The sequence below is a fragment of the Streptomyces sp. NBC_01439 genome (assembly GCF_036227605.1).
Classification (GTDB): domain Bacteria; phylum Actinomycetota; class Actinomycetes; order Streptomycetales; family Streptomycetaceae; genus Streptomyces.
On the sequence record NZ_CP109487.1, the window covers coordinates 6,372,435 to 6,395,013 of the forward strand.

The window sequence follows — 22,579 nt, forward strand, 5'->3', positions numbered from 1 at the left end:
GGTGCCCCCCTGGCGGGGCTGGAAGGGTGGGGGCTCAGGTGCGGAAGGGGCCCGTCACCTCGTAGGTGATGCCGCCGGACGAGCTGCCGCTCGTACCGCGCTGGCTGGAGAAGTAGAGCCGGTTGCCGGCGGGCGAGAACGCCGGGCCGGTGATCTCGGAGGAGGACTGGCCGGTGAACCGCAGGAAGGGCGCCACCACGTCGTCCGGCGTGATCACGCAGATCTCCATGTTGCCGCCGTCCTCGGCGACGTACAGGTCGCCGTACGAGGACCCGGTGACGTTGTCGACGCCGGTCAGCGGGGCCGCGCCGCCGGGCACGAGCGAGTCGTCGTAGGCCAGCTCGTAGGTGTTGTTCGTGAGGTTCAGCTGCCAGACCCGGTTGTCGCCCTTGGTGGTGAACCAGACCGTGTCGTTGGCGTAGTGGCAGCCCTCGCCGCCGTTGAACTTCTTCGACCCGGAGACCTGGCTGCGGGTCGCCGTCGGGGAGCCGTCGGGGTCCGGGACGTTCTGCCAGGTGAAGGAGCCGGAGGTGGCGGTGCCGGCCTTGAGGACCTGGAGCGTGCCGGAGGAGAGGTTGCCCCAGGTGGTCGGGACGAAGCGGTAGAAGCAGCCGCTCGTCTCGTCCTCGGTCAGGTAGATCACCTGGCGCACCGGGTCGGCGGCGGCCGCCTCGTGCTTGAACCGGCCCATCGCAGGCCGCTGCACGGCCGCGTTCACCCCGTACGGGTCTGTCTCGTAGACGTAGCCGAGGCTGACCTCCTCGCAGGACAGCCAGGTGTTCCAGGGGGTCTTGCCGCCCGCGCAGTTCTGCCGGGTGTTGGACAGGATGCGGTAGGCGCCGGTGACGGTGCCGGAGGAGTTGAACTTGACGGCGCTCGCACCGCCGGAGGGGTTGATCTCCGAGTTGGACACGTAGATCCAGCCCGAGCCGTCGACGAAACACGCACCGCCGTCGGGGGCGTCGTGCCAGGTGTACGAGGTGCCGCTGACGATCTGGCCCGAGCGGGCGATGACCCGGCTGGTGAAGCCGCTGGGGAGCATGATGCCGTTGGCGTCGGCCGCGCCGAGCGCCCCGTAGGGTCCGGCACCCGGCTGGGCGGGGGCGGCGTAGGCGGCCCCGTGCATCAACGTGCCGCCGAAGGCGGCGGCCGACGAACCGATCACTGCGCCGCGCAGGAAGGTACGACGTTCCACGGTCACTCCTGTGGGAGGAAGGCCCCGCGGCCGGTCGGACGCGGGTCGCACGCGTGGAGGAACCTAGGAGGTGCCAGTTGCCGCGGCGCCAACTCCCCGTGACGCACGAGCGACCGCTCAACGTGCAATCCGCCGGCCACGGCGTGGCGCGGCGCACCACGGCACTTTCCGCGAAGAAACTTCCGGGAGAGCGATGAGTTTCCCGGGGACCCGAGGTCTACCTCTCGAAAGCACCGAGCAGCACGCACCGAGCCGCACGCACCGAGCGCTACACACGAGAGAAGAGGGACCTCGATGTCCGCCACCATGATCTTCGTCAACCTGCCGGTCAAGGACCTGGACGCCAGCAAGGCCTTCTGGAGCAAGCTGGGCTACTCCTTCAACGCCCAGTTCACCGACGAGAACTGTGCCTCGATGGTCATCAGCGACACCATCGTCGCGATGCTCCTGACCGAGGCCCGCTACAAGGACTTCACCCACAAGGAGATCGCGGACGCAACGAAGACGTCCGAGGTGCTGCTCTGTCTGAGCGCCGAGAGCCGCACCGCGGTCGACGAGCTGGTGGACGGGGCCCTGGCGGCCGGCGCCACCGAGCCCCGGCCGGCCCAGGACCACGGCGTCATGTACGGCCGTGCCTTCGACGACCTCGACGGTCACACCTGGGAGATCATGTGGATGGACCCGTCGATGGTCCAGGGCTGACGACGTCACCCGCACGGGGTCACGAGGTCACGGCGGTCCGCACCGGGTAGGTCCGGACCACCGTCTCCTCGTCGTCCAGGCAGCGCCCCGACTCCAGGTCGAAGCGCTGCTTCAGCAGCGGCGAAGCCACGAAGGGCCGGCCCCCCGCCGTCCCCACCAGCCCGCGCGAGAGCACGTGCGCCCCGGTGAAGGGGTCCTGGTTGCCGATGGCGTACGGGCGCCCCGCGCGGTCGACGAACACCGCGGCCTGGCTCCCGTCGGGCAGCAGCGCCGCCACCCCGCGCCCGGGGATGAGCGAGGACAGCTCGCACACCGTCAGCCAGCCCTGCGCAACCTGCAGTTCCACGGTCATCGGACGGCTCCTCCTATGGTCAGGACGGCCAGGTCGGGCTTGACCTGGTCGCGCTCGGGAACGAACTTCACGGTCGGGTCGGGGGCGCCGGGCGCGTTGACGAAGGACACGAACCGGCGCAGCCGCTCCGGGTCCTGGAGGGTCTCGGCCCATTCGTCCCGGTAGTGCGCCACGTGGTCGGCCATCAGGGCCTCCAGCTCCGCGCACAGCCCCAGCGAGTCGTGCACGACCACGTCCCGCAGGTGGTCCAGGCCCCCCTCCAGCCGCTCCAGCCAGGTGGAGGTCCGCTCCAGCCGGTCGGCGGTGCGGATGTAGAACATCAGGAACCGGTCGATCAGCCGGACCAGTTCCGCGTCCGACAGGTCCTGGGCCAGCAGGTCGGCGTGGCGCGGGGTGGCGCCGCCGTTGCCGCCGACGTACAGGTTCCAGCCACTCGCCGTCGCGATGACGCCAAAGTCCTTGCTCTGCGCCTCCGCGCACTCGCGGGCGCAGCCCGAGACCGCCGACTTGAGTTTGTGCGGGGCGCGCAGCCCCCGGTAGCGGAGCTCCAGGTCGATGGCCATCCGGACGCTGTCCTGGACCCCGTAGCGGCACCAGGTCTGCCCCACGCAGGACTTCACCGTGCGCAGGGCCTTCCCGTAGGCGTGTCCGGACTCGAACCCGGCGTCGACGAGCCGGGCCCAGATCCGCGGGAGCTGGTCCACGCTCGCGCCGAAGAGGTCGATCCGCTGGCCGCCGGTGATCTTCGTGTAGAGGCCGAAGTCGCGGGCCACCTCGCCGATCACGATCAGCTTGTCGGGGGTGATCTCACCGCCGGGGATGCGCGGGACGACCGAGTAGGAGCCGTTGCGCTGCATGTTCGCGAGGAAGTGGTCGTTGGTGTCCTGGAGGGCGGCCTGTTCCCCGTCCAGGACGTAGCCGCTCGCGCCGAGGGTCGGGGCGAGCGAGGCGATGATCGAGCCGATGGTGGGCTTGCAGACCTCGCAGCCGTCGCCGCCGCGGGCCTCCGGGCGGCCGTGGCCGTCGAGGATCTCCTCGTACGAGGTGAGCCGGCGGGTGCGGACGATCTCGTAGAGCTCGGCCCGGGTGAAGGGGAAGCAGCCGCACAGCCCCTTGTCGGTGGCGGCGGGCAGCAGTTGCCCGATCACCTTGACGCAAGAGCCGCAGCCGGTGCCCGCCTTGGTGCACTTCTTGACCTCGGCCAGGGTGGAGCAGGCGGCGATGGCCTTCTTGGTGACGTTGTGGCAGGAGCAGATCACCGCGTGGTCGGGGAGCGCGGACGGGCCGAGCGCGACCGGGGCGCCGACCCCGGCGGGCAGCACCAGCTGCTCGGGGGCCACGGGCGGGACGCTTCCGGTGAGCGGGCGCAGCAGCCCGTAGGAGTCCGCGTCGCCGACCAACACCCCGCCGAGGAGGACGCCGTCGGGGGAGACGACCAGCTTCTTGTAGACCCCGGAGCGTGAGTCGGACCAGACGACGTCGAGGCTGTCCGGGGCGGCCCCGTGGGCGTCGCCGAAGGAGGCCACGTCCACGCCGAGGAGCTTGAGCTTGGTGGAGAGGTCGGCTCCGGTGAATTCCTTCGCACGGCCCAGCAGGTCGTCGGCGGCCGTCTCGGCCATCTCGTAGCCGGGGGCGACCAGGCCGTAGACCCGGCCGTCGACGGCGAGGGCGCACTCGCCGATGGCGTAGACGTGCGCGTCGGAGGTGCGGCAGCGGGCGTCGACCGCGATGCCGCCGCGCTCGCCGACGTCCAGTCCGGCGTCGCGGGCCAGCTGGTCGCGGGGGCGGACGCCGGCGGAGAAGACGACGAGGTCGGTGTCGACGGTGGAGCCGTCGGAGAGTCGCATTCCGCTGACGTGGCCGTCCGCGCCGGTCACCACCTCCTGGGTGCCGACGCCGGTGTGGACGGTCAGCCCCATGGACTCGATGGTGCGCAGCAGGGCCGCGCCGCCGCCCTCGTCGACCTGTACGGGCATCAGGCGCGGGGCGAACTCGACGATGCGGGTGGCCAGGCCCAGCCCCTGGAGGGCGCCGGCGGCCTCCAGGCCGAGGAGACCGCCGCCGACGACCGCGCCGGAGCTCCTGGTCTTCGCGTACTCCTCGATCGCGAGCAGGTCCTCGATCGTGCGGTAGACGAAGCAGCCGGGGGCGTCCTTGCCCGGGACCGGAGGCACGAAGGGATAGCTGCCGGTGGCCAGCACGAGGACGTCGTACGGGAACACCTGACCGGACCGGGAGGTGACGGTGCGGGCGGCCCGGTCGATGTGCTCGGCGGGGTCGTCGAGGTGGAGGGCGATGCCGTGCTCCGCCATGAACCCGGCGGGCGTCATGGACAGGTCCTCGGCGGTGCTGCCGGAGAAGTACGAGGTCAGGTGCACGCGGTCGTAGGCGGGCCGGGGCTCTTCGCAGAGCACGGTGATCCGGTGCGTGGCGGTGGCCCCGCGCTCGGCGAGTGCCTCGAGGTAACGCTGGCCGACCATGCCGTGCCCGATGAGCACGATCGTGGGCAGGGGCTCGGACATGTCAGTGGCCTCCGTCGTCGGTGAGCAGGTGGAACAGGTCGTGCGGTGGTTCCTCGCCCTCCCAGGTGCGGGCGAGCGCCCCCACGGTGGAGAGCTCGCCGAGCAGGACCCCGCCGACGAGGCGGTCGCCCCGCAGGACGACCTTGCGGTAGGTGCGGCGGGTGGCGTCGGCGAGGCGGACCACGTCGTCGCCGGGCAGGGGGGTGGTCTCGCCGAAGGCGGCGAGATCGAGGGAGCCCTTCGCGCCCGGCAGGGTGAGACGGGTGAGGGCGCGGGTGCCGGTGTAGGGGGTGGGCCGGCCGGTGAGGGTGGCGGCCAAGGCGTCGGCCTGCTCCAGGGCGGGGCCGGCCAGGCCGTACACCTGGCCGGCGTGCTCGGCGCAGTCGCCGATGGCGTGGATGCGGGGGTCGCCGGTACGGAGGTGGTCGTCGACGACGATGCCCTTGCGGACCTCCAGTCCGGCGGCCTGGGCGAGGCCCGTGCGGGGGCGTACGCCGCAGGCCAGCACGACGATGTCGGCTGCCATCCTGTACCCGTCGGCGAGATCGACCCCGGTGACCTTGCGCGGAGTGCCCCCGCCCCGCTGCAGCCCCGGCAGCGGTGCGGACGAGGTCGTAAGCCCGCGGACCCGGCATTCCGTGTGGATCTCGACGCCGAGCGAGGTCAGGTGCGCGTGCAGCAGGGCGGAGGCGTCCGCGTCCAGCTGGCGCTCCATCAGCCGCTCGCCCTGCTGGGCGAGGACCACCTGCGCCCCCCGGGAGGCGAGGGCACGGGCCGCCGAGACGCCCAGCAGGCCCCCGCCGATCACCACCACGCGGACCCCGGGCCGCACGGCCGCCGACAGCGCCAGGCAGTCTTCCATCGTGCGGAAGGCGTGCACCCCGTCCGGGAGGTCCCGCCCCCCGGGTGCGAACAGTCCGCGCAGCGGCGGGAGCACCGCGTTCGAACCGGTGGCCAGCACCAGCGTTTCGTACGGGGCCACCGAGCCGTCGTCACAGTGCACGACCCGCTCCGCACGGTCCACGCGCACCGCCCGCACCCCGCGCCGCAGCGCCGGGCCGGGTGCCGGCAGGGCGGTCACTTCCGGGGCGTACCGGCCCGCGAGGACCTCGGCGAGCAGGACCCGGTTGTACGGCGCGTGGCTCTCCTCGCCGAGGACGGTCACGGCCGCGGCCGGGCCGAGCCGCTGCGCGAGCCGCAGGCCCGCGAGGCCGCCGCCGATCACCACCACACGCTGGTCCGAGGTCATGCCACGAGCGTGCGGGGCCGCTGTTTCCCCACGGCATCGCCTCTGTTACCCGGACGGAACGCCGACCTCAGCGCCCGGGTTAAGGGTCAGTGAGGCCTTCCTCAAGGCGGCCTTAAAGGTCGTCAGGGCCGTCACCTGCGCCCTTAGCGTGATCCGTATGCGGAATGCGGTGGTGCGGGTCAGGGGCGGGATGCTGGGCGGTGCGGGGGTGGTGGTCCTGCTCTGGGCGGCGCAGGTGCGGCCCTCGGCCCGGCCCGACGCACTGTTCGCCACCGCCGCGCACCTGTCCGGTCTGCTCGCCGGGTACGGGGTGCTGGTGCTGGTGTTCCTGATGGCCCGGGTGCCCGCCGTCGAGCACGGGGTCGGCGCCGACCGGCTCGCCCGCTGGCACGCCCTCGGCGGCCGGTACGTCCTGCTGCTCGTCTTCGGGCACGGGCTGTTCGCCCTGCTCGGATACGCCGTGCACGAGGGGATCGACGTGGTCTCCGCCGCCTCGGAGCTGCTCGGCTACCCCGCGCTCGCCGCCGCCGCGGCCGGGACCGTCCTCCTGGCCGCGGTCGGCGTGACCTCCGCCCGGGCGGTACGCCGCCGGGTGCCGCACGAAACCTGGCGCGGGGTGCACCTGCTTGTCCACCTCGCCGTCGTCCTCGCCTTCGGGCACCAGCTGGCCGGGCCCGATCTGGCCGCGGTCGCCTGGTTCTGGGCGCTCGCCCACACCGTGGTCGCCGTCCTGCTGCTCTGGTACCGCGCCGTGGTTCCCGTACGGCAGGCCCTGCGGCACGCGCTGCGGGTCGCGGACGTCCGGGGCGAGGGGCCCGGGGTGGTATCCGTCGTCATCTACGGACAGCACCTCGCGGAACTGCGCGCGGAGCCGGGCCAGTTCCTGCGCTGGCGGTTCCTCCAGCGGGGGCTGTGGCACACCGCCCTGCCGTTCTCGCTGTCCGCGCCCGTCCGCGGGAACGCCCTGCGGATCACCGTGAAGGGGCTCGGCGGCCACTCCCGCCGGGTCCGCCGGCTGCGCCCGGGGACGCGGGTGCTGGCCACCGGGCCGTTCGGCGCGCTCACCGCCGCCCGGCGCACCCGCCCCAAGGTGCTGCTGATCGCGGGCGGGGTCGGGATCACCCCGATGCGGGCCCTGTTCGAGACGCTGCCCGGGGGGCCGGGGGACATCACCCTGCTCTACCGGGCCGGGGGCGAGGAGCACCTCGTGCTGCGGGCCGAGCTGGAGGCCATCGCCGCCGAGCGGCAGGCCGGTCTGCACTACCTGCTCGGGCCGTCCGGCGGGGCCTACGATCCGCTGGCCCCGCAGGCGCTGGCCGCGCTGGTGCCCGACCTGGCCGAGCACGACGTGTACCTGTGCGGGCCGCCGGGGATGGCCGAGGCGACCCGGGCCGCGCTGCTGCGGGCCGGGGTGCCGGCCGGCCGCATCCATGCGGAGTGCTTCAGCTTCTGAGCCGGGCGCCCACGGCCCGCGATCCCCGTGTTCCCCGCGTTCCCCGAGGAGTCACCGCCCCATGCGTCACCCGCTGCACGTCGCCCTGTCCGTACCCGTCGGCGCCGAGGCTCCTGCGGCAGCCGCGGTGGCCGTGGCCCGGCACCGCAAGCCGCGGCGCCCCTCGCCGGTGCGGGCCGCACTGGCCGTGCTGACCTCCGTACCGCCCGCGCAGCGGTTGGCGGCGGGGCTGGGGGCGGTCAGCGTGCTGGCCGCGACCGTGTTGACGGCGGCCGTGGACCCGGCCGCTCCGGTGGCCCCGGACCGGGTCCCGGCCCGGCAAAGCTCAACCTTTGCGCAAGTTTCAGGGAATTGAATGGTCACTGCACCGACAGCTCCATAGGGTCGGTTCGTGCCTGACATATCAACGACGATGATCATCGTCCTGTGCGTGGCCGCGGCTGCGGCCGGCTGGATCGATGCGGTGGTGGGCGGCGGCGGCCTGCTACTCCTGCCCGCGCTCCTCCTCGGCCTGCCGAACGCCCACCCCGCCACCGTCCTCGGTACCAACAAGGCCGTGGCCATCGTCGGCACCGCCGGGGCGGCCGTGACGTACGCCCGCAAGGCCCCGGTCAACGTGAAGCTGGCCGTCCGCATCGGCCTGGCCGCGCTCGCCGGCTCGATGGGCGGCGCGGCGCTCGCGGGCGGCATCAGCAAGGACGCCCTCCGCCCGCTGATCATGGTGGTCCTCGTGATCGTCGCGGGCGTGGTGATCTTCAAGCCGGGCTTCGGCACCGCGCCCTCCGCCGCGCCCGTCAGCCGGCAGCGGGTACTGCTCGCCATCGGGCTCGCGGGCCTGGGCATCGGCTTCTACGACGGCCTCATCGGGCCCGGCACCGGCACCTTCCTGGTGCTCGCGCTCACGGCACTGCTCCACCTCGACCTGGTCACCGCCTCCGCCACCGCCAAGATCGTGAACTGCTGCACCAACGCCGGGGCGCTCGCGATGTTCGCCTACCAGGGCATGGTGCTGTGGCAGCTGGCCGCGCTGATGGCGGTGTTCAACCTGGCCGGCGGCATGATCGGGGCCGGTATGGCGCTCAAGAAGGGCAGCGGCTTCGTCCGCGGCGTGCTGCTGACGGTGGTGGGCGCGCTGGTGCTCAAGCTCGGCTTCGAGCAGTGGGGCTAGGAGCCGCTAGGAACCGTCCCGCCGGCCAGGAACTACCGGGGCCGTACACCTAGTACGTCCCGGTGAGGTGCGCGAAGACCACCACGTTGCCGCGGTAGCCCGTGCGGGGCGAGAAGCCGCCGCCGCAGGTGATCACCCGCAGCTCGGCGCGCGCCGAAGGCCCGTACACGCGGGTGTCGGGGAAGGCCTTGGCGTCGTAGACCTCGACCGCGTGCACCGTGAACACCGCCGTACGGCCGTCCGCGCGCGGGATCTCGATGGCGGCCCCGCGGCGCAGCGCGCCCAGGTGGTAGAAGACCCCCGGCCCGGCGGCGTCGTCCACGTGCCCGGCGATGACGGCGGTGCCGGTGGCGCCCGGGGTGGTGCCGTCGCGGTACCAGCCGGCCAGGTCGCGCCGGTCCGGCGGCGGCACTTCGAGACTGCCGCGCGGATCCAGGCCGAGCCCGGTCAGCGGGGCGTCGACCCGGATGGAGGGGATCCGGATCCGGGCCGGCGGGGAACCGGGGAGCGGGGCGATCCCGGGGCCCACCACGCCGGCGGCGGTCAGTGACTCGGCGGGGGAGGGCAGCGGCGGTCCGACGGGCTCACGCGAACCGCTGGTCACGAGCCAGATGCCGACACAGGCGGCGAGCGCGACGAGTCCGCCGTGGCGGGCGGTGGGGGTGCGGGGGAACCGGTTCCGCGCGCCACCGAAATCGCCACCCATGCGTACCCCCTCGGCTTCCGTTTCGGGGTGACTGGCCGTCGCCCGGCCCCGCGAACGGGGGGACCTCGCGGGGCGGGCGACGGGGGACGGTACCGGTCGGACCGCAGCCGGAGCCGCGGTGGGCGTCCGTCAGCTCCGCGTGCCGCTCGCCCGGCGACGCAGGAGCCAGGTACCGCCGACGGCGGCAGCGGCCAGAACGGCCGCCCCCGCCGCGATCTTGGCGGGGTCGGTGGTGGTGGTCGTGCCACCGCCCACCCCGGTGTTGACGTGGCCCTGCGGGCCGCGCTCGGTGACGATCAGGTTGCCGGTGGCGAACTTGCCGTTCGCGCAGGTCGCGCCGATGGCGTAGGTGCCGCCGCGGGTGCCCCGGGCGATCTGGAACTGGCCCACGACGACCTCCTTGTGGGTGCCGGGGACCAGCTTGAACCGGCCGCCGCCCACCGTGGTGGCATCGCCGTCCGCATGGCTGCCACTGCCGCAGGCGGTGGTGTTCACGGTGACGGTGGCGCCGGGGGCGGCGGACTTGGGCCACACCTCCAGCGGCGCGAAGTCCCCGGGTGCGAAGCCCGCCACGCCGAGGTCCGCGGCGGCGACCGCGCCGGCGACCGGCCCGGTGAACGCGGCGGCGGTCAGCGCGGTCGCGGTCAACAGGTGTGCGGTACGTCGGCGCATGGGGACTCTCCTGGAGACACGGGGTCGTGCTTCCGAGGAAACCCGGCCCGCCCGCCGCGCGCCTGCTGATGCTCCGTCAGGTGTGCCTGTCTGAGGCCCGACCGGGGGTCGTCTTCGCAGCTCAACGCATGTACCGCGGTCATCGGAGGACCCCGCGCCGTCCGGGTGACTCCGGTGGTGCGTACGGTGGTGGGCGCGGGGAGGCCGGGGCGTCCGGCCCGGCCCGCGCACCGTCGCGCCATTGCTGAGGGAGGGCCCCGTGACATCGGTCGAACGGCTACCGGACCCGAGCGATCCGCTCCCGTTCTTCGTCTACGGGACCCTGCGCCCGGGCGAGGTCAACCACGACCTCTTCCTGCGCGGCCGCACGGCCTCGGAGGAGCCGGCCGTCCTCCCGGACGCCGCGCTCTTCGACGGCCCCGGCTATCCGTACGCGGTCCACCGTCCTGGCGCGGCGGTCGTCGGCGAGCTGATCACGGCGGCGCCGGGCGCGTACGGGAAGCTGCTGGCCGCGCTGGACCAGCTGGAGGAGTACGGGGGCCCGGGCCGCCCGGGGAACGTCTACGACCGGATCGCCCGCCCGGCCCTGCGCCCCGACGGCACCACGGTCCGGGCCTGGGTCTACCTGGCGGCCCCGCTGATCGCCCGCGACCTGCGGGAATCGGGCACCGAGATCCCCGGTGGCGACTGGTTCAAGCGCCGGTGACCTGCGGCTACGGCTACAGGCCCTCGGCGCCGCGGTTGCGCAGCCGCTGGCCGTACTGCTGGAGCACCCACAGCTCCTCCTGGACGGCCGCCAGTTGTTCCGGTGGAGCCTGCGGGCCCAGCCGTGACAGCGTGCCCTGGATCTCGTGGACCCGGCGGTCGACGGCGCGCAGCCGCACCTGGACCAGCTGGACCCCCGCGTACATCTCGTCCACCGTCTTCGCGTGGATGGCCTCGACCGCCAGCTCCGTGACGAGCGCGCGCACGGTGTCGTTCGGGGCGGCCTCGCGGACGCGCGCCAGGTAGTCCTCCGTGCCGAGCGAGGCGCCGCCCGCGTCCAGGATCGCCTGGCGCACGGCCGCGTAGGGCGGGGCGGTGAACTCGTCCATCCCGTACGCGTCGAAGGCGGGGGAGACCAGGGCGGGCCGTTGGAGGGCGAGCTTCAGCAGCTCGCGCTCGGTGCGGTGGGCCGGGCTGCGCAGGTTCAGCGCGGGGCCCCCGGCCGGCTGGGCCGGGGGCGCGGGGACGTCCTCGTAGGACGGGCGGCCCCGCTGCGGCTTCCCGCCGGGCCGGCCGCCCTGCGGTCCGTCGCCCTGGCCGCGCTCGCGGGCCCAGCGCGCCAGCTGTGCGACCCGCTTGACCACGAACTGCTCGTCGCGGATGCCCAGCATGCCCGCCAGCTGGACCGCCGACTCGTGCTGGATCGCGATGTTCTTGATGTTGGCGACGACGGGCGCGGCCTCGTCCAGGGCGGCCGCCCGGCCCGCCGGGTTCTCCAGGTTGTGCCGGGCGACGATGTGCCGCAGCGCGAACTCGAACAGCGGCGTACGGGCCTCCACCAGGCCGGCCACGGCCGCGTCGCCCTGCGCGAGGCGCAGGTCGCAGGGGTCCATGCCGCCGGGGGCGATGGTGATCGAGGTCTCCGCGGCGAACTTCTGGTCGTCCTCGAAGGCCCGCAGGGCGGCCTTCTGGCCGGCCGCGTCGCCGTCGAAGGTGAAGATCACCTCGGCGGTGGCGTTGTCCATCAGCAGCCGGCGCAGGATCTTGATGTGGTCCCCGCCGAAGGCGGTGCCGCAGGTCGCGATCGCGGTGGTGACCCCGGCCAGGTGGCAGGCCATCACGTCCGTGTAGCCCTCGACGACCACGGCCCGGGAGGTCTTCGCGATCTCCTTCTTCGCCAGGTCGATGCCGTACAGCACCTGGGACTTCTTGTAGATCGCGGTCTCGGGGGTGTTCAGGTACTTCGGGCCGTTGTCGTCGTCGCGCAGCTTGCGCGCGCCGAAGCCGACCACCTCGCCGCTGATGTCGCGGATCGGCCACATCAGCCGGCCGCGGAAGCGGTCGATCGGCTTGCCGCTGCGGCTGTCCTGGGCGAGCCCGGAGGTGATCAGCTCCTTGTCGGTGAAGCCCTTGCCGCGCAGGAAGCGGGTCAGGTGGTCCCACCCGGCCGGGCTGTAGCCCACGCTGAAGTGCGCGGCCGCGGCCTGGTCGAAGCCGCGCTCCGCCAGGAACTTGCGGCCGATCTCGGCCTCGGGGCCGCCCAGCTGCTCGACGTAGAACTGGGCGGCGGCCTTGTGCGCCTCGACCAACCGGATGCGGTCGCCGCGGCCGCTGGTGCCTGCGGTGTAGCCGCCCTCCTCGTACCGCAGGGTGATGCCGGCCAGGCCGGCCAGGCGCTCGACCGCCTCCGAGAAGGAGAGGTGGTCGATCTTCATGACGAAGTCGAGGGTGTCCCCGCCCGCCTGGCAGCCGAAGCAGTGGTAGAGCCCCTTGCTGGGGCTGACCTGGAAGGACGGGGACTTCTCGTCGTGGAAGGGGCACAGGCCCTTGAGGTTGCCGCCGCCCGCGTTCCGTAGCTGGAGGTACTCGGAGACCACGGCGTCGATCGGGACCGCGTCCCGTACCGCCTTCACGTCGTCGTCGTTGATCCGTCCTGCCACCCGTGAAGTCTACGGCCGGGCGCCGGCAATCCGGTCAGGCCCCCTCGGCCCGCACCAGGGAGTCAAGCGGAATGGATGGGTCCGCCAAGGCTTCGCGGTCGACCGGGGTCTTCGACCTGATCAGGGCCTGGATGTGCTCGGTGACGTCCCACACGTTCACGTTCATCCCGGCCAGGACCCGCCCCTGTGACAGCCAGAAGGCGATGAACTCCCGCTTGCCCACGTCACCGCGGATCAGCACCTGGTCGTAGCCGCCGGCCGGCGCGTACCCCGAGTACTCCAGGCCCACGTCGTACTGGTCCGAGAAGAAGTACGGCACCCGGTCGTAGCCGACCTCCTGGCCCAGCATGGCCCGCGCGGCGGCCGGCCCGCCGTTCAGCGCGTTGGCCCAGTGCTCCACCCGCAGCCGGGTCCCGAGCACCGGGTGGTGGGCGGCGGCCACGTCCCCGACCGCGTAGACGTCCGGGTCGGAGGTGCGCAGGGAGGAGTCCACCGCGATCCCGCCGCCGTGCTCCCGGTCGACCAGGGCCAGCCCGGCGGTCTCGGCGAGCGCGGTCCGCGGGGCGGCCCCGATCGCGGAGAGCACCGCGTGCGCCGGGTGCTCCTCCCCGTCGTCCGTACGGGCGGCCAGCACCATCCCGTCGTGGCCCACGATCTCGGTCAGCCGCGCCCCGAAGTGGAACCGCACCCCGTGATCGGCGTGCAGGTCCGCGAAGAGCCGGCCGATCTCCGGGCCGAGCACCGCGTGCAGCGGGGTGGCCTCCGGCTCGACGACGGTGACCTCGGCACCGTAGCCGCGGGCCGCGGCGGCCACCTCCAGCCCGATCCATCCGGCGCCGGCGATGAGCAGGTGCCCGTTGTCCCGGCCGAGCCCGGCCAGTACGCCCTTCAGCCGTTCGGCGTGCGCGAGGCGCCGCAGGTGGTGCACCCCGGCCAGGCCGGTTCCGGGGACGTCCAGGCGGCGCGGCTCGGCGCCGGTGGCCAGCAGCAGCTTGTCGTAGTGCAGGACGGCGCCGTCGCCGAGGACCACCTTCTTGGCGTCCCGGTCGAGGTGGACGGCGGGTTGGCCGAGGTGCAACTCGATGTCGGCGGCCGCGTACCAGGACGGCTCGTGGACGAAGACGCTCTCCCGGTCGTCCTTGCCGGTCAGGTAGCCCTTGGACAGCGGGGGGCGTTCGTAGGGATGGTCGCGCTCGTCGCCGATCAGGATCACCCGCCCCGTGAACCCCTCAGACCTCAGCGTTTCGGCCGCCTTCGCCCCGGCGAGCCCTGCTCCGACGATGACGAACGTCCGGTGTGCGTCGACCACCTGATGCCTCCTCATAACCTCGCCGCCACATGCGAGCACATGCGAGCGTCCCGCACCGAGCCTGCCGCGTGAAGGGGGAGTGGCTCGATCAGCTCACCTTTCGGCGCGTCGGCCGCGCCGGGTGAGGCGTGCGTGAAGGGAACGGGCGGATGCGTCCGTGAGGCACGCGATCTGGTCGATGACCGCCCTCTTCCTGGCCTTGTCGTCCGGGGCCGCGTCGAAGATCGCCCGGAACTGCGGGTCCAGCCCCTCGGGCGCGCGGGCGCTCAGCGCCTCCGCGAGTTCGGCCAGGACGATGCGCTGGTCGGCGCGGATCCGTTCCTGCTCGTCGCGCTGCATCACGTACAGATTGGCGACGGCCTTGAGGACCGCGCACTCGTTGCGCGCCTCGCGCGGGATCACCAGTTCGGCACCGTACCGGGTGAGGCGGCCGGAGCCGTACGCCTCACGGGTGGCACCCTCTGCGGCCAGGCAGAACCGGCCGATTAGCTGGCTCGTCGCGTCCTTCAACCGGGACTGGGCGAGCGCCGAACCGTCGTACCCGTGCGGCCACCAATCCTGCTCCATCAAACGGTCGAGGGCGGCCCGCAGCTCCTCGGGCGCGGTGTCGGCGGGGACGTACCGGCCGATGGCCACCTGCCAGATCGCCGTGCGCTCGGGTTCGGCGTAGAGCATGTTGGGGTCGAGGTGGCCGGCGTGCAGGCCGTCCTCGAAGTCGTGGACGGAGTACGCGACGTCGTCCGCCCAGTCCATGACCTGGGCCTCGAAGCACTTGCGGTCCGCGGGCGCGCCGCGGCGCAGCCAGGCGAAGACCGGTAGGTCGTCCTCGTACGCGCCGAACTTCACCGAGTCGGGGTCGGTGGGGTGGTCCCCGCGCGCCCACGGGTACTTGGTGGCGGCGTCCAGGCAGGCCCGGGTGAGGTTGAGGCCGACGCTGACGAGCTCCCCGCTCGCCGGATCGGGCACGAACCGCTTGGGCTCCAGACGGGTCAGCAGGCGCAGCGACTGGGCGTTGCCCTCGAAGCCGCCGCAGTCCTTGGCGAACTCGTTGAGCGCCTCCTCGCCGTTGTGGCCGAAGGGCGGGTGGCCCATGTCGTGGGAGAGGCAGGCGGCTTCGACGAGGTCGGGGTCGCAGCCGAGCGCGGCGCCGAGCTCCCGTCCGACCTGGGCGCACTCCAACGAGTGGGTGAGGCGGGTGCGGGGGCTCGCGTCCCAGTCGTAGGAACGGCTGCCGGGCGTGACGACCTGGGTCTTCCCGGCGAGGCGGCGCAGCGCCGCCGAGTGCAGCACTCGGGCGCGGTCGCGCTGGAAGGCGGTCCGACCGGGCCGTTTGTCGGGCTCGGCGGCCCAGCGTTCGGTGTCGGCCGCGTCGTAGCGGCCGTGGTGGTCGTCGGTGAGGGCGTGCGTGGTGCCTTCCATGCAAAGACGGTAACCGGAACAACTGACAAACCGGGATCAGGCGGAGACGAGTTCCGGCCGCACCAGGTCGAGGGGGAGCGCGCGGGCCTCGTCGTACCGGTGCAGCAGCAGCCGGGCCAGCGCCGGGTGATCGCCCAGCGGGGCGGCGGCGGGGCCGGGCGCGGCCGCGGCGGCCTGGGTGGCGAACCGGCCGGGCGCGGCGAAGTACGAGGCCACGGCGATCCGGTGGTGACCACGGGCGGCGAGGGCCCGGACCGCCTCGGGCGCGTTCGGCGCGGCGGCGGAGGCGTAGGCGGGGGTCACCGGGACGCCGCCGAGGCGTTCGCTGAGCAGGGCGGCGGTGCGGCGGGTGTCGGCCGCCGAGTCGGGGTCGCGGGAACCGGCGGCGGCCAGCACGACGGCCGAACCGGGGGCCGGGGTCCAGCCGGTCTCCAGGAGCCGCTCGTAAAGGGCCTCGACGAGCAGCGGGTGCGGGCCCAGCGGGGCGGCGACGCGGGTGAGCAGGTGGCCGGCACGGGCGGCGGCCGCGGGGAGGTCACGCTTGACGTGGTACCCGCGGCCGAGCAGCAGCGGGACGAGCACGGCCGAGCCGGACAGCCCGCTCAGGGTGTCGTCGAGCAGCGGCTCGTTCAGCTCGACGTGGCCGAGCCGGACGTCGAGCCGGGGGCGGAGTTCGCGGACCCGTTCGAGGAGGGCGAGGGCGGTGTGCAGGGCGCGCGGGTCACGACTGCCGTGGGCCACGGCGACGAGGGTGGGCTGCATGGGCGGACTCCGGGTCGGCGCAGGCCGCTGAGCTGGGTGCCCAGCTGGAGGGTGATGCGGCCGAGCAGCTCGGCCGTACTGTCGAAGGGGAGGGCGGGAAACTCGGGAGGGTGCACCGGCTCCGTCATGAACCGATCCTCCGCGCCGGAGGTTGCCGGTGCGTTGCGCGGGGATGACGGGTCTTTGCCGTGTGCTCACATCGCGGCCGGCGCGACTGTTCGGAGCCGGCGCGGCCGGCGGCGTACCTGCCGCAGATCGGGTTCCGGGCGAACCGCGCGGCCCCGGTACGCGTCCTGACCAGCGGACGAGCAGTCGAGACACCAGGGGATGGATGATGCGCCGACCGCGCCTGCCGAGAGTCGAGTGGAGCCGGGCGGTGGCGGCGCTGCGCAGCGTACGGACCCGGCGGCGGGCGGTGCAGGCCGTCATGGCGGGCTGCGTACTGGCGCTGCTGCCCTCGGCGTGGATGCACGCGGTGGCCGCCGACCGGCTGCGGACCACGGCGGGCGCGCCCTCCGCCGAGGTGGCCGTGGTGTTCGGCGCGGGCCTCCTCGGGAGCAGGCCCACCCCCTACCTGGCCGACCGGCTCGATACCGCGGCCGAGCTGTACCGCACCGGCAAGGTCAAGGTCGTCCTCGTCACCGGGGACAACGGCCGGCACGACTACGACGAGCCCGACGCGATGCGCAGGTACCTCACCGCGCACGGGGTGCCGGACGAGCGGATCGTCAGCGACTACGCGGGCTTCGACACCTGGGACTCCTGCGTGCGGGCCAAGGAGATCTTCGGCGTGGAACGGGCCCTGCTGGTCACCCAGGGCTTCCACATCCGCCGTGCCGTCGCCCTGTGCCAGGCGGCGGGCCTGGAGTCGTACGGCGTCGGGGTGGCCGACGTGCACGACGCCACCTGGTACTACGGCGAGACCCGCGAGGTCTTCGCGGCGGGCAAGGCGGCGCTGGACGCGGCCTTCAAGCCCGCACCGCGCTTCCTGGGACCGAAGGAGGAGGGGGTGTCGCGGGCGCTGGCCGCTCTGGCAGACTGACGACCCCGCCGCATATGCCGATTAGTCATATGCCGTTCCGTCCGTACGAGAGCATCAGGGGTGTGGAACCGTGGCTGTTGTGGATCTGAGCGGCAAGGTCGTCGTCATCACCGGGGGAGCCCGGGGCCTGGGCGCCGCGGCCGCGCAAGCCGTCGTGGACGGTGGCGGCCGGGTACTGATCACCGACGCCGAACTCGCCGTCGACGGCGGCTGGACCGCGGGCCTGACGGTGAAGCACCTGACCGGCCAGTGACCCGCCCCGCCCCCCGGCCGCGCCGGGCCTCACCGCAGCCGTCCGGCGGCGCTGAGGCGGAGCACCCGGACCCGTAACGCGCCGCGGCGGCCGACGTAACACCGGCGACCCACCCTGGACCGCATGCACACCGCCGGCTCCGCCACCGACACGCACTGCCCGTACTGCGCCCTGCAGTGCGGGATGAGGCTGCGCCCCGAACCGGGCGGCGCCACCGTGGCGGTGGAGGAGCGGGCCGACTTCCCCGTCAACCGGGGCGCGCTGTGCGGCAAGGGCCGCACCGCCCCCGCCGTGCTCTCCTCCCGGGTACGCCTGACCGAGCCGCTCGTCCGCACCCACGCCGGGCGGCTGGAGCCGGCCACCTGGGAGGAGGCCCTCGACGCCGTCGCCGAGGGCCTCGCCCGCACCGGCCGCACGCACGGCCCCGACGCCGTCGGGGTGTTCGGCGGCGGCGGGCTCACCAACGAGAAGGCCTACGCGCTCGGCAAGTTCGCCCGCATCGCCCTGCGCACCTCGCAGATCGACTACAACGGCCGCTTCTGCATGTCCTCGGCCGCCGCCGCCCACCAGCGGGCCTTCGGACTCGACCGCGGCCTGCCCTTCCCGCTGGCGGACGTCCCGCGCACCGGTTGCGTGATCCTCGTCGGCTCGAACCTGGCCGAGACCATGCCGCCCGCCCTGCGCTACCTCACCGAGCTCAAGGCGAACGGCGGCACCCTCATCGTCATCGATCCGCGCCGCACCCGCACCGCCGAACAGGCCGACCTGCACCTCGCCCCGCGCCCCGGCACCGACCTCGCCCTCGCGCTCGGCCTGCTGCACCTGATCGTCGCGGAAGGCCGGACCGACGAGGAGTTCATCGCCGCCCGCACCACCGGCTGGCAGGAGGCCCGGGCCGCCGCGATGGCCCACTGGCCGGAGCTGGTGGAACGCATCACCGGGATACCGGTCCCCAGGCTCCGCGAGGCCGTGGCGATGTTCTGCGCCCCGGAATCCGCCATGGTCCTCACCGCCCGGGGCCCCGAGCAGCAGTCCAAGGGCACCGACACCGTCGGCGCCTGGATCAACCTGTGCCTGGCCACCGGCCGGGCCGGCCGACCGCTGTCCGGCTACGGCTGCCTCACCGGGCAGGGCAACGGCCAGGGCGGCCGCGAGCACGGCCAGAAGGCCGACCAGCTCCCCGGCTACCGCAAGCTCACCGACCCGGCCGCCCGTGCCCACGTCGCCGGGGTCTGGGGCGTCGACCCCGACGGCCTCCCCGGCCCGGGCCGCAGTGCCTACGAACTCCTCGACGCCCTCGGCAGGGACGTGAAGGCCCTGCTGCTGATGGGCTCGAACCCGGTGGTGTCCGCCCCCGGCGCCGCCCACGTCGAGGACCGCATCCGCTCCCTGGACTTCCTCGCGGTCGCCGACGTCGTCCTCTCCGAGACCGCGGCCCTCGCGGACGTGGTCCTCCCGGTCACCCAGTGGGCGGAGGAGACCGGCACCACCACCAACCTGGAGGGCCGCGTCCTGCTGCGCCGCCGGGCACTGACCCCACCGCCGGGGGTCCGCAGCGACCTGGACGTGCTGCACGGACTCGCCGCCCGCCTGGGCGTGGAGAAGGGCTTCCCCACCGAGCCGGAGGAGGTCTTCGAGGAACTGCGCCGCGCCTCGGCCGGCGGCCCCGCGGACTACTCGGGCATCACCTACGCCCGGATCGAGGCCGAACAGGGCGTCTTCTGGCCCTGCCCCGCAAGCCCTGAAGGCGGCGAAGGCTCCGGCGGCGAAGGCTCCCCGGGCACCAAACGCCTCTTCCTGGACCGCTTCGCCACCGACGACGGCCGGGCCCGCTTCGTCCCCGTCTCCCACCGGGACGCCGCCGAGGTCCCCGACGCGGACTACCCGCTGCTGCTCACCACCGGCCGGGTCGTCGCCCAGTACCAGTCCGGAGCCCAGACCCGCCGGGTGGACGAGCTCAACGCGGCGGCCCCCGGCCCCTTCGTGGAACTCCATCCGCGGCTGGCCGCCCGGATCGGCGCGGTCGACGGCAGCCCCCTCGCCGTGACCTCCCGCCGCGGCCGGGCCGTCGCCCCGGCCCGCATCACCGACACCATCCGGGCGGACACGGTCTTCATGCCCTTCCACTGGCCGGGCGAGGGCCGCGCCAACACCCTCACCAACCCGGCCCTGGACCCCACGTCCCGCATGCCGGAGTTCAAGGTCTGCGCGGTCCGCGTCGAGCCGGCCTGATCAGGCACCGTTCGCGAAGGTCGGGCGCAGGGCCTCCACCAGCCGGGCCAGGAACACCTCTTCGCCCGGGGCGGCCAGCTCGGGGTACTCCGCCTCGAAGTGCTCCCACTCGGCGCCCACGTAGCCCTCGGGGGCGATGTGCACGATGTCCAGCAGCTCCACGTCCCGGTTCGGCTGCGGGTTTTCGCCCGCCTGCCGGAACACCTCCTGGAGCAGGGCGTTCGGCAGTCGGTGCCGTTCGGCGAGCAGGACCGCGTCGTACAGGTCCTTGCCCTGCGGGTGCCGGTCGCTGATGAGCCACAGCACCTTCCAGGCCAGCGACAGCGCCGCAGTCGCGGCGAGGACCACCGCCCCGCAGGCGAGTTCGGCCGGCTCCGGCGGTACCGGGAGGCGCTCGTTGAAGACGAAGTCCAGCTGGACCTGCCCGTCCGGCAAGCCGGGTACGGACCACGGCAGCACCATGCGCCGCCCCGGCACCCGGTCGTACGTCCAGATCTCCTCCGACACCGCTCCCGAGGCCTTGATCCCGGCCCGCCCGTCGGCCGCCGCCGCGATGCCGTCCAGCATCCGGCCGGTCCGGCCGTCCTCCATCCGCCACGTTTCGGGGACCACCACGAAGTCCAGGTCGCCGGGCTCCCGGGCCTGCTCCCCGAACCAGTCGGCGAGCAGCACGCTGCCCCGCAGCACCAGCGAGTCCGCCCACTCGGACTCCGAGACCGCCAGCAGGACCGCTTCCATGGCCGCGCGCCGCGCCCGCACCCAGGCGAGGGTCCGCTCGGGGGAGTCGAAGACCGGGTCACCGGCCCGGTAGCCCTGGAAGTTGTGCCGCAGCGACGGGTCGAAGACCGCCCGCTGACGCACGTCGTCCCCGACGACCGGACGCAGCGTCCGCGGTAGGTGCCGGGCCGCGCGCGTCTCCTCGTCCAGGGGCTCGCTCGGCAGGTGCGTGCTGTTGATGCCGAACTCCCGCCACGAGCTCATCGCGCACCTTCCCCGAGGCTCTTCTCCAGCAGCGCCAGCTTACGGTCCTCGTACCGGCGCCCGGTCGGTGTCGGCGGCGCCGGGTCCCGGACGTCCCGCTCCCCGGTCATGCCGTCACCCCTTCGTCGATCCACCCGTCGTCCACCGACAGGTCGCTGTCGTACAGCACGAACTCCCGCTCCTGCGAACGGATCCTGTACCCGGCGGCGCCGAGCGCCGCGACCAGCGCGTCGCACGCCGCCCCCGCCTGCGCCGCCGTGCCGCGCCACCGCTGGGTCACGAACCGCTCGTGCACGCCCCCGGCCAGGACCCGGCGGGCGTTCCAGGACAGGTGGGCCCCGTGCGGGACGACCAGGGCCTCCAAGGCCGCGCGGTCGAAGTCCGCGGGCAGCAGCAGCTTCAGATGGTGCTCGAAGTAGCCGCCGCCCGGTCCGGGCGGGTCCGCGGTCCACGGGACCGTCTCCACCTTGACCCGGACCGGGTCGAAGCCGGCCGCCCGTAGTCGCGGCACCAGCAGCTCGTGGCCCGTGCGGTCCGGCAGGGTCAGCATCGGCTGGGACACCATCCGGCCGCGGGCCAGCAGGATGTGCGTGACCTTCAACTCCCGTGCCCCGGCCCACGCGTCGAGGCGCGCCAACTCCGCTGCGTCCGCGCAGCGCACCGTCACATGGGTCTCGTACTCCGACATGGAGTCGATCATCTCGGACATGCGTCCGATCCGCATCGGGGTTCCCGCCGGGGGGTAACCATCGGTCACGCACCGGACTCAGAAAGTGCTCGCACGCCCCTCGTGGCCGCGATGTGTCGTACCCCACACTGGGGTGCGGTGCCCCCGTCCTCGGAGCCCTGGAGGTCGCCCCCGTGCAGACCCGGACCCTGACCGTGAACGTGAGCGAGTCCTCGGAGGCCAAGGCCGTGGACGAAGAGCCCGAGGTACTGGAGCTGATCGAGCCGGTGCCCGTGCAGCGCAGGCGCAGCAGCGGCGACAGCGGAGGCGGAGCGGGCCCGTCCGCCGACTTGTTCCGGCAGTACCTCCGCGAAATAGGCAGGATTCCGCTGCTCACCGCCGCCGAGGAGGTGGACCTCGCGCGCCGCGTCGAAGCCGGCCTGTTCGCCGAGGAGAAACTCGGCAACACCCCCGATCTCGACTCCCAGCTCGCCCTCGACCTCGACAAGCTCGTCGTCATGGGGCGGATGGCCAAGCGCCGGCTCATCGAGTCGAACCTGCGGCTCGTCGTCTCCGTCGCCAAGCGGTACGTGGGCCGCGGACTCACCATGCTCGACCTCGTGCAGGAGGGGAACCTCGGGCTGATCCGCGCCGTCGAGAAGTTCGACTACGCCCGCGGGTACAAGTTCTCCACCTACGCCACCTGGTGGATCCGGCAGGCGATGTCACGGGCCCTCGCCGACCAGGCCCGGACCATTCGGGTGCCCGTCCACGTCGTCGAACTGATCAACCGGGTCGTCCGCGTACAGCGTCGGATGCTCCAGGAGCGCGGGTACGAGCCCACGGCCGAAGAGGTCGCCGTCCAGCTGGAGTTGACCCCCGAACGGGTCCTGGAGGTGCTCCGCCTCGCGCAAGAGCCGGTCTCCCTGCACGCCCCGGTGGGCGAGGAGGACGACGTCGCGCTCGGCGACCTCATCGAGGACGGGGACGCCGCCTCCCCCGTGGAATCGGCCGCCTTCTTCCTGCTGCGCGAGCACCTGGAAGCCGTCCTGTCGACCCTCGGCGAGCGCGAGCGCAAGGTCGTGCAGCTGCGGTACGGCCTCGCCGACGGGCGGCCCCGTACCCTGGAGGAAATCGGGCGGATCTTCGGCGTGACGCGCGAGCGGATCCGCCAGATCGAGTCCAAGACCCTCAACAAACTGCGCGACCACGCCTTCGCCGACCAGCTCCGCGGCTACCTGGACTGACGG

20 protein-coding genes and 1 pseudogene are annotated in these 22,579 nt (G+C 73.4%); 9 read left to right on the forward strand and 12 right to left on the reverse strand.

From position 1 onward, the window contains the following. Positions 1 to 34: 34 nt before the first annotated feature. On the reverse strand, positions 35 to 1,195 hold the full coding sequence (locus OG207_RS28780) for an alkaline phosphatase PhoX (protein WP_329102219.1): 1,161 nt from the start codon (positions 1,193 to 1,195) through the stop codon (positions 35 to 37). A 294-nt stretch (positions 1,196 to 1,489) separates the two neighbouring features. Here OG207_RS28780 and OG207_RS28785 point away from each other — a divergent pair, with 294 nt between their 5' ends. Next, complete coding sequence (locus tag OG207_RS28785) at positions 1,490 to 1,897, forward strand: VOC family protein (RefSeq protein ID WP_030010766.1); 408 nt, start codon at positions 1,490 to 1,492, stop codon at positions 1,895 to 1,897. Between the two features lie 19 nt (positions 1,898 to 1,916). Here OG207_RS28785 and nirD read toward each other — a convergent pair whose 3' ends face one another. From nirD to OG207_RS28800, 3 genes are read right to left on the reverse strand one after another with little or no spacing between them, the layout of a single operon-like run. Continuing rightward, positions 1,917 to 2,249 (reverse strand): nitrite reductase small subunit NirD, encoded by a 333-nt coding sequence (gene nirD / locus OG207_RS28790; protein ID WP_327385484.1) that lies wholly within the window; start codon positions 2,247 to 2,249, stop codon positions 1,917 to 1,919. Continuing rightward, entirely contained in the window at positions 2,246 to 4,771 is a 2,526-nt protein-coding gene (nirB, locus tag OG207_RS28795) for a nitrite reductase large subunit NirB (protein WP_329102222.1), read from the reverse strand. The genes nirD and nirB overlap by 4 nt, the downstream gene beginning before the upstream one ends. Before the next feature lies 1 nt (position 4,772). After that, positions 4,773 to 6,020 (reverse strand): NAD(P)/FAD-dependent oxidoreductase, encoded by a 1,248-nt coding sequence (locus tag OG207_RS28800; RefSeq protein ID WP_329102224.1) that lies wholly within the window; start codon positions 6,018 to 6,020, stop codon positions 4,773 to 4,775. Between the two features lie 157 nt (positions 6,021 to 6,177). Here OG207_RS28800 and OG207_RS28805 point away from each other — a divergent pair, with 157 nt between their 5' ends. From OG207_RS28805 to OG207_RS28815, 3 genes are all read left to right on the forward strand, one after another. Continuing rightward, positions 6,178 to 7,473 (forward strand): ferredoxin reductase family protein, encoded by a 1,296-nt coding sequence (locus tag OG207_RS28805; RefSeq protein ID WP_329102227.1) that lies wholly within the window; start codon positions 6,178 to 6,180, stop codon positions 7,471 to 7,473. A gap of 61 nt (positions 7,474 to 7,534) precedes the next feature. Continuing rightward, on the forward strand, positions 7,535 to 7,828 hold the full coding sequence (locus tag OG207_RS28810) for a hypothetical protein (protein ID WP_329102229.1): 294 nt from the start codon (positions 7,535 to 7,537) through the stop codon (positions 7,826 to 7,828). A gap of 36 nt (positions 7,829 to 7,864) precedes the next feature. Beyond that, positions 7,865 to 8,641, forward strand: coding sequence for a sulfite exporter TauE/SafE family protein (locus OG207_RS28815; protein ID WP_202201645.1), 777 nt, complete (start codon positions 7,865 to 7,867; stop codon positions 8,639 to 8,641). A gap of 49 nt (positions 8,642 to 8,690) precedes the next feature. On the opposite strand, the gene OG207_RS28820 is transcribed toward OG207_RS28815, so the two are convergent. Together OG207_RS28820 and OG207_RS28825 are read right to left on the reverse strand one after the other, a co-directional pair. Beyond that, positions 8,691 to 9,347: a class F sortase gene (locus tag OG207_RS28820; protein ID WP_329102232.1), complete on the reverse strand. Its 657-nt coding sequence runs from the start codon at positions 9,345 to 9,347 to the stop codon at positions 8,691 to 8,693. 129 nt (positions 9,348 to 9,476) lie between these two features. Next, a complete protein-coding gene (locus tag OG207_RS28825; protein ID WP_329102234.1) occupies positions 9,477 to 10,019 on the reverse strand; it encodes a hypothetical protein in 543 nt (180 codons plus the stop codon). 259 nt (positions 10,020 to 10,278) lie between these two features. On the opposite strand from OG207_RS28825, the gene OG207_RS28830 reads away from it, so the two are divergent. Further along, entirely contained in the window at positions 10,279 to 10,725 is a 447-nt protein-coding gene (locus OG207_RS28830) for a gamma-glutamylcyclotransferase family protein (RefSeq protein WP_329102236.1), read from the forward strand. A 13-nt stretch (positions 10,726 to 10,738) separates the two neighbouring features. On the opposite strand, the gene dnaG is transcribed toward OG207_RS28830, so the two are convergent. The 4 genes and pseudogenes from dnaG to OG207_RS28850 form a co-directional block, all read right to left on the reverse strand. After that, positions 10,739 to 12,664, reverse strand: coding sequence for a DNA primase (gene dnaG, locus OG207_RS28835; protein WP_329102238.1), 1,926 nt, complete (start codon positions 12,662 to 12,664; stop codon positions 10,739 to 10,741). Between the two features lie 34 nt (positions 12,665 to 12,698). Next, positions 12,699 to 13,973 (reverse strand): NAD(P)/FAD-dependent oxidoreductase, encoded by a 1,275-nt coding sequence (locus tag OG207_RS28840; protein WP_329102241.1) that lies wholly within the window; start codon positions 13,971 to 13,973, stop codon positions 12,699 to 12,701. Between the two features lie 93 nt (positions 13,974 to 14,066). Continuing rightward, positions 14,067 to 15,392: a deoxyguanosinetriphosphate triphosphohydrolase gene (locus OG207_RS28845; protein WP_329102242.1), complete on the reverse strand. Its 1,326-nt coding sequence runs from the start codon at positions 15,390 to 15,392 to the stop codon at positions 14,067 to 14,069. A gap of 36 nt (positions 15,393 to 15,428) precedes the next feature. Then, positions 15,429 to 16,282 (reverse strand): annotated as a pseudogene (locus OG207_RS28850) (sirohydrochlorin chelatase). 206 nt (positions 16,283 to 16,488) lie between these two features. On the opposite strand from OG207_RS28850, the gene OG207_RS28855 reads away from it, so the two are divergent. The 3 genes from OG207_RS28855 (at position 16,489) to OG207_RS28865 (ending at position 19,681) form a co-directional block, all read left to right on the forward strand. After that, positions 16,489 to 17,196 carry a SanA/YdcF family protein gene (locus OG207_RS28855; RefSeq protein WP_443072874.1) on the forward strand — a complete coding sequence of 236 codons (708 nt, stop codon included), beginning with the start codon at positions 16,489 to 16,491 and terminating at the stop codon, positions 17,194 to 17,196. Positions 17,197 to 17,266: 70 nt separating this feature from the next. After that, on the forward strand, positions 17,267 to 17,449 hold the full coding sequence (locus tag OG207_RS28860; protein WP_329102246.1) for a hypothetical protein: 183 nt from the start codon (positions 17,267 to 17,269) through the stop codon (positions 17,447 to 17,449). 123 nt (positions 17,450 to 17,572) lie between these two features. Then, complete coding sequence (locus OG207_RS28865; protein ID WP_329102248.1) at positions 17,573 to 19,681, forward strand: molybdopterin oxidoreductase family protein; 2,109 nt, start codon at positions 17,573 to 17,575, stop codon at positions 19,679 to 19,681. On the opposite strand, the gene OG207_RS28870 is transcribed toward OG207_RS28865, so the two are convergent. Together OG207_RS28870 and OG207_RS28875 are read right to left on the reverse strand one after the other, a co-directional pair. Continuing rightward, the gene (locus OG207_RS28870) at positions 19,682 to 20,662 is read right to left on the reverse strand and encodes a nucleotidyl transferase AbiEii/AbiGii toxin family protein (protein WP_329102250.1); all 981 of its coding nucleotides are present in this window, start codon (positions 20,660 to 20,662) and stop codon (positions 19,682 to 19,684) included. Positions 20,663 to 20,768: 106 nt separating this feature from the next. Beyond that, positions 20,769 to 21,371: a hypothetical protein gene (locus OG207_RS28875; RefSeq protein WP_329102252.1), complete on the reverse strand. Its 603-nt coding sequence runs from the start codon at positions 21,369 to 21,371 to the stop codon at positions 20,769 to 20,771. Between the two features lie 92 nt (positions 21,372 to 21,463). On the opposite strand from OG207_RS28875, the gene OG207_RS28880 reads away from it, so the two are divergent. Further along, positions 21,464 to 22,576, forward strand: a complete 1,113-nt coding sequence (locus OG207_RS28880; RefSeq protein ID WP_402695095.1) for an RNA polymerase sigma factor — start codon at positions 21,464 to 21,466, stop codon at positions 22,574 to 22,576. The last annotated feature ends 3 nt before the right edge of the window (positions 22,577 to 22,579 follow it).

What these genes read in the sequence shown, in the direction of transcription:
- OG207_RS28785 (WP_030010766.1), top strand. Translation starts at nt 1,490, where the DNA reads ATGTCCGCCACCATGATCTTCGTCAACCTGCCGGTCAAGGACCTGGAC.
- nirD (WP_327385484.1), bottom strand. Translation starts at nt 2,249, where the DNA reads ATGACCGTGGAACTGCAGGTTGCGCAGGGCTGGCTGACGGTGTGCGAG.
- nirB (WP_329102222.1), bottom strand. Translation starts at nt 4,771, where the DNA reads ATGTCCGAGCCCCTGCCCACGATCGTGCTCATCGGGCACGGCATGGTC.
- OG207_RS28800 (WP_329102224.1), bottom strand. Translation starts at nt 6,020, where the DNA reads ATGACCTCGGACCAGCGTGTGGTGGTGATCGGCGGCGGCCTCGCGGGC.
- OG207_RS28805 (WP_329102227.1), top strand. Translation starts at nt 6,178, where the DNA reads ATGCGGAATGCGGTGGTGCGGGTCAGGGGCGGGATGCTGGGCGGTGCG.
- OG207_RS28810 (WP_329102229.1), top strand. Translation starts at nt 7,535, where the DNA reads ATGCGTCACCCGCTGCACGTCGCCCTGTCCGTACCCGTCGGCGCCGAG.
- OG207_RS28820 (WP_329102232.1), bottom strand. Translation starts at nt 9,347, where the DNA reads ATGGGTGGCGATTTCGGTGGCGCGCGGAACCGGTTCCCCCGCACCCCC.
- OG207_RS28825 (WP_329102234.1), bottom strand. Translation starts at nt 10,019, where the DNA reads ATGCGCCGACGTACCGCACACCTGTTGACCGCGACCGCGCTGACCGCC.
- OG207_RS28845 (WP_329102242.1), bottom strand. Translation starts at nt 15,392, where the DNA reads ATGGAAGGCACCACGCACGCCCTCACCGACGACCACCACGGCCGCTAC.
- OG207_RS28855 (WP_443072874.1), top strand. Translation starts at nt 16,489, where the DNA reads ATGCGCCGACCGCGCCTGCCGAGAGTCGAGTGGAGCCGGGCGGTGGCG.
- OG207_RS28865 (WP_329102248.1), top strand. Translation starts at nt 17,573, where the DNA reads ATGCACACCGCCGGCTCCGCCACCGACACGCACTGCCCGTACTGCGCC.
- OG207_RS28870 (WP_329102250.1), bottom strand. Translation starts at nt 20,662, where the DNA reads ATGAGCTCGTGGCGGGAGTTCGGCATCAACAGCACGCACCTGCCGAGC.
- OG207_RS28875 (WP_329102252.1), bottom strand. Translation starts at nt 21,371, where the DNA reads ATGTCCGAGATGATCGACTCCATGTCGGAGTACGAGACCCATGTGACG.